Genomic DNA, 10,857 nt, shown 5'->3' with positions numbered 1-10,857 from the left:
ACCGTGCTGGTCACTGCGCCGCTGGCCGGTGCCGGGGCCGCCCTGCTACGCGTGGCGCGCGGCATCGGCGACATGGCCCGTGCGGAGGCCGACGGTACGAACGCGCCAAATGCGGCAACCACCTCAGACACGCCGGATACCCCGGCCTGCCGCCTGTCCACTGCCGTCGACTGTCCCACCTGCCCGCCCCGCAGAGTAGACGACGCCACAGATGATCTTGACGCTACGCCCGTATCCCATCCCCTGCCGGTGGCCCGCTGGCTGTGGATCGCCTGCGCCAGCGTGCTCGGCGTCACCGGCATGGCCCAGATGCCCATTGCCGCGCGCTACGGCATTGCCGCCGTGCCCGGCCTGGCCTGGACCGCCGACTTTTACTTCACCCACCTGCTGCACTACGGGGCCGCCGCCGTGCTGCTGGCGCTTTCAGCGTGGCTGGCCGTGCGGGCCTGCGCCGGGTCGCGCATCCGCCGCCTGTTCGCCGTGCACCGCCCGTTCACCCCGTATCGACTGACGGGCGGCGGCACGCTGCGCCTGTGGCTGGTGGCAGCACTCATCGTCACCGGGGCCATGCGGGTGGCCAAGAACCTGCCCGGCTTCGACTGGGGCCCCACCCTGACCATGTACCTGGACTGGACGCATCTTGGCATTGCAGGGCTGCTGGGCGCTGCCGCGCTGGCGCTGGCCCTGACGGGCCGGAGTGCCTGGACCGTCCCCGCCACCGCCCCCGGTACGGCTCCGTCGCCCGGTCATCATCCCGAACATCCGCCCCGCGCGTAGCGCCGGGCTTACCCGCTGACGCTCACCGTTGAAGGAGGAGTCCACATGTCGTCGCCACACGTTTCCGCCCACCGGGCACATGGCGGTTCGCCGCCAGCCCTGCCGGTTTGGCCAGTCCTGCTGCTCCTGCTGCTGTGCCTGCTGCCGGGCCTTGCCCTGACGCTTGCGCCAACCGCTCCGGCCCGCGCCGCGCAACTGGCAACCGAGGTGCCCGCCGGGGCAACCGGCGCGGTGAAAAAGCCGGAGGCCCACGCCATCACCGCCGACCACTCCCGCCACCCGGCCCTGCAACAACCCTTTGCCACGCCGCAGGAAGTGACCAAGGCCTGCCTGTCGTGCCACAACGCCGCCGCGCAGCAGGTACACAGGACCATCCACTGGACCTGGCTGGACCCCGCCGACCCGGAACGCAAGATGGGCAAGGGCGGCATCACCTTCAACAACTTCTGCATCGCCATCCCGTCCAACGAGCCGCGCTGCACCTCGTGCCATGCGGGCTTCGGCTGGAAGAACGCGCAGTTCGACTTCTCGTCGCAGGAAAACGTGGACTGCATGGTCTGTCACGACCACACCGGCACCTACAAGAAGTTCCCCACCATGGCCGGGCTGCCCGTCAGCGAACCCACCGAGTTCGAGGGCAAGACGTTCAACCCGCCCGACTACAACGCCATTGCCGCCTCCGTGGGCCGTCCCACCCGCGACAACTGCGGCACCTGCCACTTCTACGGCGGCGGGGGCGATGCGGTGAAGCATGGCGACCTCGACTCCACCATGTTCAAGCCCAGCCGCGAACTGGACGTGCACATGGACGTGAAGGGCGCCAACTTCACCTGCCAGCGCTGCCACACCACCGAGGCCCACGTCATCGCCGGACGCACCTACAAGCAGCCCGCCTTCACCGAACGCACCAGCGTGCTGGACGACGACCGGGTGCACCGCATCGCCTGCGAATCGTGCCATACCGCAACCCCGCACAAGGCCGGACACAAGGCCAACGACCACACCGACAAGCTGGCCTGCCAGACCTGCCACATTCCCGCCTTTGCGCGCGAAATGGCCACCAAGATGTGGTGGGACTGGTCCACGGCGGGCAAGAAGAAGGACGGCAAGCCGTTCGCGGAAAAGGGCCCCTTCGGCAAGCCCAGCTACGACAGCAAGAAGGGCGACTTCCGCTGGGAAAAGGACGTCACCCCCGAATACCACTGGTCCAACGGGCGCATGGAATTCCTGCTGCTGACCGACAGGATCGCCGACACCTCGAAGCCCGTGGAAATCAACCGTATCGATGGCGACCCGGCAGACCCCAAGGCACGCATCATGCCCTTCAAGGCGCACCGGGGCCGCCAGCCCTTCGACGCGGGCAACCGCACCTTCGTGGCCCCGCACCTGTTCGGCAAGGACGACGCCGCCTACTGGAAGACCTATGACTGGATGAAGGCCGTGGAGGCCGGGCAGAAGTCGCTGAACCTTCCCTTCAGCGGCAAGCTGGAATTCGTTGAAACCGTCTACTACTACCCCATCACCCACCAGGTGGCCCCCAAGGAAAAGTCCGTGGCCTGCGGTGAATGCCACAGGCCTGCTGGCAGCCGCCTTGCCGCCGTCAGCGGGGTGTGGATGCCGGGGCGCGACCGCAACACGGGCGTGGACGCCGCCGGGTGGATCGCCGTTGCCGGGTCCGTGCTGGCCGTGGGCGTGCACGGGTTCCTGCGCCTGGCCGCGCGTGGCCGCAACAACCGCAAGGAGGACTAGCCATGCACGCCACCGAACGACTCTACCTGTACAGCCGGTTCGAGCGGTTCTGGCACTGGGCGCAGACCGTGCTCATCCTGGTGCTGCTGGTCACCGGCTTCGAAATCCACGGCACCGTCACCCTTCTGGGCTTTGCCCGCGCCTTCGCCGTGCACAACTTCTGCGCATGGTCGTGGCTGGTGCTGTACGCCTTCATCGTGTTCTGGATGGCCGTCACCGACGAGTGGAAGCACTACGTGCCCACCTTCCTGAAGCTGATGGACGTGGTACGCTACTACCTTTCCGGCATCTTCAAGGGGGAACCGCACCCCGTGCCCAAGAGCGAGCGCGCCAAGCACAATCCCCTGCAACGGCTGACCTATCTCGGCATCGTCTCGTTTCTCGTGCCGTTCCAGATGGTCACCGGGTTTCTCTACTACACCTACAACCAGTGGCCGCAGCTCGGCTTTGCGGGCAGCCTGACCCTGAAGGCCGTGGCCGTGCTGCACACCCTGGGCGCCTTCGCCTTCCTGGCCTTCGTCATCGTGCACGTTTACATGACCACCACCGGCCACACCCTTACCGCGCACATCGCCGCCATGTTCACCGGGTACGAGGACGTGCCCCGCAATGGCGTGAAGCCGGAGGCGTAGAGGGGGGGGACGGAAGAAAACAGATGAAAAAATGTGGGGGAGGAGGGAAACTTTGAAAAGTTTCCCTCCTCCCCCACACCCCCTCCACCCTTCCAAACTTTTCCATTGGGAGTGGCCCGGAGGATGAAGACGTCCCGCCTCACATGAAGCGAACCAGCTCGAACAGCTTTTTCCGCTGCGTGGCCACTATGTGGTAGTACTGCGTCTGCGGAATGAAGATGTAGGGTACATCCTCCGTCCGCCGGTACAGGAAGTGCGACAGGATCATCCGGTTGATGGCCTGATGCCCGATGATCATCACCCCCGGCGCGCCCCCGGCCAGAAACAGCGCCCGGCGCACCCCGCGCTCCACCCGCTCGCGCAGGGTCACGTAGCCCTCGCCGCCCGGATACACGTAGTGGAACTTGTCGCGCTGGCGGGCGGCAAAGGCATCCGGAAACCTGCGACGGATGTCGTCGTACCGCAGGCTCTCGCACTCGCCCGCGTCGATCTCGTCAAACTCCGGCAGGGCCATCACCGTGGCACCCGGACGCGCCTCGCGCATGGGGGCCGCCGTCTGCGCCGACCGCTTGCGGGTGGAGGTGAAGATGTACGGCACCTCGATGTCCGCGAAATGCGCGGCCAGTTCCCTGGCCTGGGCCTGCCCGCGCAGGGTCAGGTCCGAATCGCCGCCGATGCGCCCCTCCACGTTGTAGTAGGTCTCGCCGTGCCGGATCAGGTACAGGTTGCGCACCCACGCGGACACCAGAATGTCCCGGATGCGGTGGTAGTACGGCACCCGCCCGCCTATCTGCTCGCCCACCACGCGGTTTTCCAGCGTGTCCACCCGCACCCAGCACGACTCGTCGGCGCACGGGGCATACATGCGCTCGTAGTACCGGATGCGCTTGGTAAAGCTGTCCATGGCCGCCTGCGTGGTATCCCGCGCGAACTCCGGCATCTGCGTCTTGCGCCGGATGGCCGCGCCCAGCGCCACCGGGTCGTCGTTGACGCATTCCACGAACAGCAGCGGATGGTCGGTGAGCATGGCCTCTATGGTGGCCCGCCGGGCACGGCTGGCGTTGGTGGCGTCCAGGATGGCCACATGCCCGTCGCCCGCAAGATAATCGCGCGCGGCGGCAATGTTCAGCCGGGCGATTTCCTCGCGCCGGGCGCGGCCTTCCGCGTTGTCCGGGTCGTAGAATTCCGGCCTGGCGGAATCCATGCCCAGCAGGGAACGGCGGATTTCGCCGTTGTTGAACACCTCGACGCGGAAGTCCTCTGCCTCCAGGCCCTCGCGGATGCGGCGGGCCATGGTGGATTTGCCCCGCGCGGGCAGGCCGACCATGACGACATAGAGCTTGTTCATGCGGAATCCTGTGAAAGGCGTTGTGCACACGCGGGGGCAAAGCGGCGTATCCGTTGTCCCCGGGCCTGTCCGGTCCGAACCTGACCGAACCTGACCGAACCTGTCTGGGCCTGTTCTGGGCCTGTTCTGGGCCTGCCCCATCGGTAACGGCTTCCGCGCGGACACACCAGCGTTTTCGGGTGTGTGAGGCTTCGCATTTGCGCCGGGCCCCTGACGGGCAGGGAGGCACGGAGCCGCGACCATCATCCGCACGGGGTGTGGTCACGCTCGCAAACGGTTGCCGCCACGGGCTGCCCATACCCCCACTTGACGCCACCCTCCCGGCATGCCAACAGAATTTCACGGCGGGGTTCTCCTCGCCCTCTCTCCACCCACGGGGCACAACCACCCGTTCCCCCGCCATACCCCGACATCCGCCGCTTGTCCGGCAGGAGGCCGACCATGTACGCCATCAACTATCTGCTGAACCTGTGCGGCATGGCCATGCTGGCCGGGGCCGCCTTCAACTGGCTGCGCTGGCGCTCGGGCAACCATGCGGCGGGTATCCGCGCGCGCAGCCTCGCCATCGGTGGGGCCATGCTGCTGGTGTTCGGCAACCTGGTGTCGCCCATCGAAACCAAGGTGGTGCAGCCGGTGAACGCCACCGCGCCCGTGACCCAGTCGCAGCAGGTGGAACCCCAATCCGCCGCGCAACCGGCGCCCCAGGCCAGCCCGCAGGCCGAACCCCAGACGCCTGCCGCCCCCGCGCAGCCCGACCAGCCCGCCAAATAGTTCGCCGAACAATCTGCTGAGCAGTTCGCCAGACGCGAAAGGCGGCACCACATGCCGGGCCGCCTTCCGCGTATCGTTGCGCCGTGTTCCTGACCACGCGCCGCCCCGACGCGTGTTTGCCGGGGGGGGGCTTCACGCGCCCGTATTTCCCGGCCACCGGCCATCCGGCCCGCCCCCTGCCGCCTACTCCACGCCGCGCTCGCGCAGGAAGGCCTCGTACCGCTTGTCCACCTTCATGATGTGCGCCACCAGCCAGTCCACCAGGCCGCGCAGTATCTCCATGATCACCGTGGGATTGCCGCCCGCCGCCTGCTTTTCCCACTCCAGCACCCGCTGCACGAAGCGGCGGTGCACGTCCTTGTGCTGCGCCCCTTCCGGGTAGCCGTGCAGGTCGAACAGACGTTCCTCGTGCCCGAAGTGCTCCACGGCGTAGGCCTTCAGTTGCCCGAACACCTCGGGCACGGCGGCCATGTCGCTGGTGCGCGCGGCGCGGTAGATGGCGTTGATGTAGCCCACCAGCTTCTTGTGCTGTACGTCGATGCTGGCCAGGTTGGACAACTCGTCGGACCACTGCACCAGCATGTCGCCCCCGTCCCGCGACATGTCCGCCATGATCGCCACGCCATCCTCGCCGGAGCTGATGACCTCGATCATGGAAAACATCTCCTGGACCTGGGCGAAGATGTCATTGAGCGTGCTGGTGAAGTGCGACATGGCCTCGGCGGTTTCCCCGGCTATGCGGTTCACCTCGTCCACGCTGCGCCCCACCACCTCGCTGGCCGCCGCCTGCTGGCCGTTGGCGGAGGCGATGGACTGGACCATGTCGGCGGTCTCGTCCACCAGTGCAACGATGCGCGTCATGGCCTGCCCGGCGGCCCCTGCGGACGTGGCCGATGCGGTGGCGTCCCGCGCGGCATGCTCCACGGCCGCTATGTTCTCGCGGGTGTGCCCCTGGATGCGCGCCACAGCCTCGCCCACATCACGGGTGGCAGACATGGTCTTTTCGGCCAGCTTGCGCACCTCGTCGGCCACCACGGCAAAGCCGCGCCCGGCGTCACCGGCCCGGGCCGCCTCGATGGCCGCGTTCAGCGCCAGCAGGTTGGTCTGGTCCGCGATGTCCGAGATCAGTGACATGACCTGCCCGATGTTGTCGGCTTCCGCGCCAAGGCCGGCCATGGATTCGTTCAGGCGCAGGATGCGCTCGCGGATGCCGTTGATGGAGGCCACGGCTTCGCGCACGCCGCGAGCGCCCTCGTCGGCATTGCCGCGCGAAAGATCGGCCTGTTCGGCGGCCTGGCGGGCGTTGGCGGTGACGTTGTCCACGGTCACGCGCATGTTGGCGACGGCGTCGGCGGTCTCGTCCATGCGCCCGCGCTGCGCGTTAACCCCGCCGGTGACCGTGCCTACCTGGACCGTCAGGTCGGCGATGGACCGCGAAACATGTTCCGACACGGTACGGGCCTTGCCCGCCGCGTCCGTCATCCGGTCCATCAACCGCTTGATGCGCGTTTCGGACTTCTTCGAGTGTTCCAGCGCGTCGCGGGCCTCGCGAGCCATGCGCGCCGCCTCCTGCCCCTGGGCGTCGGCTTCGGCGATGCGCTGGCGCAGATGCTGCACCATGCGCTCAATGGAGTGCCTGGTGGCTTCCAGTTCCGGCGGGTAGTCGCCCTCTGGGCGTGCATCCAGCCTTCCGTCCGCAACCTCGCCCGCGTACGCCTGCAGGCGGCGCAACGGCCCGGCGATGCTCGACACCAGCGTTGCGGCGAGTCCGGACCCGATCAGTGCGCCAAGCAGCAGGGTGGCCAGCGCGCTGGCCAGCATGCGTCGTTCGTACGCCTCGCGGGTTTCCGTGATGTCACGGGCAGCGGCCAGAGCCTCGTCCTCGTCCATTTCCGCCACCAGCGCATAGCGCAGCCCCGCCGCCTCCAGCGGCTGCCACGCGGCGAGCACCTTGCGGCCCCTGTAATCCACGATGCTGCCCACCCCCGTCTCACCGGCCAGTGCCCTTCGGGACGCCTCGCTGTCCACCACGGTTTCCAGCACGCCATGGGCATCGGCATGACGCAGCATGGACCGCACCCGCAAATCCTGCCCCACAAGATAGGTCTCGCCCGTTTCGCCAAGGCCCACGTCATGCCATTTCTCGTCGGACGTCATGATGCGGTTGATGTTGTCCTCGGGCAGCTGGAAGGCGAGCACGGCAAGCAGCTTGCCGCCGCCGTCCAGGACCGGCGCGGCAATGAAGGAGGCTGGCGCGTTGTAGCTGGGTTCGTAGGGAGCGAAGTCTGCGATGGTGGTGAAGCCGCGTTGGCCGTTGCGGCCTGCGTCCACCGCGGCCCGGAACACGGTGGCCAGGGTCGTGTCCTTGTATGGCCCGGTAAGCAACGATGTGGCGAAGTCCTTTTCCTTGAACACCGAATACACGACGGTGCCGTTTTCCGGCTCGATGATGAAGATGTCATAATAGCCGAATGTTTCCAGATAATTCCGCAACACTGGATGGTACTTGCCGTGCAGCCTGTTGTACGCGGAAGGTATGGGCGAGGCGTCGAGCCGGTGTTTCTTGCCGATTTCATTGGGATTGCCGGAAGGATGCACGTACATGCCGTGCAGCAGCACGCCGTTGATGTCCTGCGGCAGGTATGCCTCCGGCTTTCGGGGGGCGTAGCCCGGCATGAGGGGGGCGTGCTCTGCGAAGACCGGGTTGCGCAGGTAGTTTCCGCCCGCGTAGTCCTCGATCAGGCGGCGCCGGGTTTCTCCGGGGGCCAGCCGGTCGGAGGTTTCCCACTGCACGTTCTCGTAGGCGGCCAGCAGTTCGCGGGCGGCCTCGCGCACGGTGAGGCTTTCGGCCAGGGTCATGGCCTGGTTGCGCACGCGCTGGAACAGGCTGCCTATGTGCAGCGCCTTGGCGCTGCGGATGCTGGCGAGTTGATTCCGCGCCCGGTCGGCGGAGGCTTCCGCGCCGGTCTGCCCGATGTGCTGCATGCCGTCCACGCCATAGTGCCATAACAGCCCCGCCGTGATGAGGCAGGTAAGCACCTGTGCGCCGATGAATCCCATGAGCAGCTTGAGCCGTAACGTCATGTCCACCCCTCGTGAATGTCTGGTCCGAAAATCCGGCATGGGGCCGATCCGCGCATTCTATCGGGGCAGGCGGTCAGGGTGGCAATGATTAGACCGGCCCCGGCATGATAATATGCCGGGGCCGGTCTGGCGGGGTGAAACGAAGCGCAGACGCAGCCGTGTCGGCCGCGCCCTTCAGGCATGTCGCGATGCCGAAGCCGCCGAAGGCGGACCGTACCGCCTGAGGCGGCGTGGTCACGCTGGCGCGCTCTACCGCATGCGAACCGCCTGGAAATGAAGCCGCCGAAAAACGCGGTGCAGTTTGAATGCGGTCACCCTAGGCGTTGCCGTCCTTTACGAAGGCGGGCCACAGTTCCAGCAGACGGCGCAGGGCCTTGCCCCGATGGCTGCGGGCGTTCTTTTCGTCGCGGGTAATGGTGGCGGCGGTGTGCCCCAGTTCCGGATCGAAGAACAGCGGGTCGTAGCCGAAGCCGTTGTCGCCTTGCGGGGCAGTGGCCACGCGTCCTTCCCAGGCCCCGGCGGCGGTAATGTGGCGACCGTCGGGAGCGCAGGCGGCAATGACCGAACGGAACCGCGCCGTACGCTGCGCATCGGGCACGTCGGCAAGTGCGGCCAGAAGTTTTTCGTTGTTGCGGGCGTCGGTGGCGGGCACGCCGTCTTCGGCGGAATAGCGGGCGGAATACACCCCGGGCGCGCCGCCAAGGGCGTCCACCTCCAGCCCGGAATCGTCGGCCACGGCAATGCGGCCGGTCAGTTCGGCCACGGTGCGCGCTTTCAGCAGGGCGTTTTCCTCGAAAGTGGTGCCGGTCTCCTCGATTTCGCCGATCTCGGGATAGGTGTCGAGGCCGACCACGGTGACCCCGGTGCCTTGCAGCATGTCGTTGAGTTCGCGGATCTTGCCCGCGTTGCGGGTGGCCAGCACGATGACGGTGGTGTCACTGGTGATGTTCGGGGGGGTGATGTTCGGGGGGGTGATGGTCGGGGCGGTGCTCATGGTGTGTCGGACGTGTTCCAGGGTTGGCGTGGGTGCATGACCCACCGTCGGCACGGCGTTGGCCGCACGGCGTTGGGCACGCGGTGGGGTGATGCGGCGTGCATTGTGCGGAAGAATCGGACCGGAGGCAAGGGAGCGCCGATGGGCTTCGTGCCCGGCGTGCGGTCAGCCCTTCTGCCCATCGCCTGCCGGGTCGTCCCGCGCCGGTTCCGTCGATTGCGGCACGGCCAGCAGGGGCAGCAGGTACAGGGTGATGGTGGTGCCCTTGCCTACCTGGCTTTGCAGGTCCACCCGGCCGCCCATTTCCTCGATGATCTTGCGGCTCATGGCCAGGCCGATGCCCGCGCCCTTTTCCTTGGTGGAAAAGAACGGGCTGAATATCTTGTCGTGCAGTTCCGGCGGGATGCCCACGCCCGTGTCCGCCACCGCCACGTACACGTGCTGCTGGTTCATGCCGGTGCGCACGGTCAGGCGGCCGCCTGCGGGCATGGCCTCCTGCGCGTTCTTCACCAGGTTGATCAGGCACTGCTTGAGCATCTCGCCGTCACCGTGGGCCTTGGGGATGTCCGCCGCAAGCTCCATCTCCACGGTGATCCTCCGCTGGTCGAAGCCCAGGCTCATCAGTTCCATGGTCTGGCGGGCCAGCAGGTTCAGGTCAACTTCGCCCGTGCGGGGCGAGGTGGGCCGGGCAAAATTGAGGATGGATTTCAGGATGGTATCCAGCCGCCGCGATTCTTCCAGAATCACCTGCACCTTGCCCCGCGCTGCCTCGTCCAGCGAGGGGGAGCGCAGCAGCGAATTGGCAAAGCCGCCGATGGCGAACAGCGGGTTGCGGATCTCGTGCGCCACGTAGGTGGAAAGCTCGCCGATGGCGGCCATCTTTTCGGCCTGTTGCAGGCGGATTTCCATGTTGGTGCGGTTGGTTATGTCGCGCCGCATCTCGATGACCCGCGTCAGCCGCCCTGCGTCGTCGGTGACCGGGTAGGTGTACACCCGGAAGTACTGCACCCGCCCATCGTCATTGACCCTGGTGTGGATGCGCTCTGCCTTGTGGCCTGTGCTGACGGTTTCGCGGAAGGTGCAGCCGCCGTGCTCCGGCGGGCAGCAGAAGGACGCGCCGTCCAGTTGCCAGCAGCAGGTGCCGATCCAGTCGTCCTTGGTGCCGCCCTTGCGTTGCAGGATGTTGCGGTTCAGGTCCACGATGCGGCCTTCGGTGTCCAGCAGCAGGATGTCCTCGTCCACCTGGTCGATGAGCGTGGCGAACAGGTCGCGTGCCTCGCGCAGGTGCAGGTTGCAGGTGGAGCACAGCTTTTCCGAGGCCAGCATTTCCCACACCCACAGCGCGCCGCCCGCGTCCAGCAGCGAAACCCCGGCGGGGGCCGCCGCGCGCAGTTCGGCCATGTGGCGGCCATCATCGGTCAGGTCGATGGCCATGCGCAAGTCGGGCCGGGCCGCGAACAGGTCGGCGGCGGAATCAAAGCGGGGCACTCCGCCGGGGGCGG

7 protein-coding genes and 1 pseudogene are annotated in these 10,857 nt (G+C 67.0%); 4 read left to right on the top strand and 4 right to left on the bottom strand.

Annotated elements, in window-relative coordinates:
* From FVW27_RS00225 to FVW27_RS00215, 3 genes and pseudogenes are all read left to right on the top strand, one after another.
* Positions 1-777, top strand: a pseudogene (locus FVW27_RS00225) (4Fe-4S dicluster domain-containing protein); the annotation flags it as partial.
* A 45-nt stretch (positions 778-822) separates the two neighbouring features.
* Positions 823-2,526 (top strand): tetrathionate reductase family octaheme c-type cytochrome, encoded by a 1,704-nt coding sequence (locus tag FVW27_RS00220; RefSeq protein ID WP_167121760.1) that lies wholly within the window; start codon positions 823-825, stop codon positions 2,524-2,526.
* A 2-nt stretch (positions 2,527-2,528) separates the two neighbouring features.
* Positions 2,529-3,158, top strand: coding sequence for a cytochrome b/b6 domain-containing protein (locus tag FVW27_RS00215; RefSeq protein WP_167121759.1), 630 nt, complete (start codon positions 2,529-2,531; stop codon positions 3,156-3,158).
* 139 nt (positions 3,159-3,297) lie between these two features.
* Here FVW27_RS00215 and FVW27_RS00210 read toward each other — a convergent pair whose 3' ends face one another.
* Positions 3,298-4,506, bottom strand: coding sequence for a histidine phosphatase family protein (locus tag FVW27_RS00210; RefSeq protein ID WP_167121758.1), 1,209 nt, complete (start codon positions 4,504-4,506; stop codon positions 3,298-3,300).
* Positions 4,507-4,947: 441 nt separating this feature from the next.
* On the opposite strand from FVW27_RS00210, the gene FVW27_RS00205 reads away from it, so the two are divergent.
* Positions 4,948-5,277 carry a hypothetical protein gene (locus FVW27_RS00205; protein WP_167121757.1) on the top strand — a complete coding sequence of 110 codons (330 nt, stop codon included), beginning with the start codon at positions 4,948-4,950 and terminating at the stop codon, positions 5,275-5,277.
* A gap of 183 nt (positions 5,278-5,460) precedes the next feature.
* Here the strand turns inward: FVW27_RS00205 and FVW27_RS00200 are convergent, their stop codons facing one another.
* The 3 genes from FVW27_RS00200 to FVW27_RS00190 form a co-directional block, all read right to left on the bottom strand.
* Positions 5,461-8,361, bottom strand: a complete 2,901-nt coding sequence (locus tag FVW27_RS00200; RefSeq protein ID WP_167121756.1) for a bacteriohemerythrin — start codon at positions 8,359-8,361, stop codon at positions 5,461-5,463.
* Between the two features lie 316 nt (positions 8,362-8,677).
* Positions 8,678-9,355, bottom strand: a complete 678-nt coding sequence (locus FVW27_RS00195; protein ID WP_279586581.1) for an XTP/dITP diphosphatase — start codon at positions 9,353-9,355, stop codon at positions 8,678-8,680.
* Between the two features lie 165 nt (positions 9,356-9,520).
* Positions 9,521-10,857: two-component system sensor histidine kinase NtrB (locus tag FVW27_RS00190; RefSeq protein WP_167121755.1), on the bottom strand; the 1,337-nt coding region annotated here is incomplete at its 5' end.

This window comes from Nitratidesulfovibrio liaohensis, from assembly GCF_011682075.1.
In the GTDB taxonomy this organism is placed as follows: Bacteria; Desulfobacterota; Desulfovibrionia; order Desulfovibrionales; family Desulfovibrionaceae; genus Cupidesulfovibrio; species Cupidesulfovibrio liaohensis.
This window is presented reverse-complemented; position numbering and strand designations above follow the sequence as displayed.

What these genes read in the sequence shown, in the direction of transcription:
- FVW27_RS00220 (WP_167121760.1), top strand. Translation starts at nt 823, where the DNA reads ATGTCGTCGCCACACGTTTCCGCCCACCGGGCACATGGCGGTTCGCCG.
- FVW27_RS00215 (WP_167121759.1), top strand. Translation starts at nt 2,529, where the DNA reads ATGCACGCCACCGAACGACTCTACCTGTACAGCCGGTTCGAGCGGTTC.
- FVW27_RS00210 (WP_167121758.1), bottom strand. Translation starts at nt 4,506, where the DNA reads ATGAACAAGCTCTATGTCGTCATGGTCGGCCTGCCCGCGCGGGGCAAA.
- FVW27_RS00205 (WP_167121757.1), top strand. Translation starts at nt 4,948, where the DNA reads ATGTACGCCATCAACTATCTGCTGAACCTGTGCGGCATGGCCATGCTG.
- FVW27_RS00200 (WP_167121756.1), bottom strand. Translation starts at nt 8,361, where the DNA reads ATGACGTTACGGCTCAAGCTGCTCATGGGATTCATCGGCGCACAGGTG.
- FVW27_RS00195 (WP_279586581.1), bottom strand. Translation starts at nt 9,355, where the DNA reads ATGAGCACCGCCCCGACCATCACCCCCCCGAACATCACCCCCCCGAAC.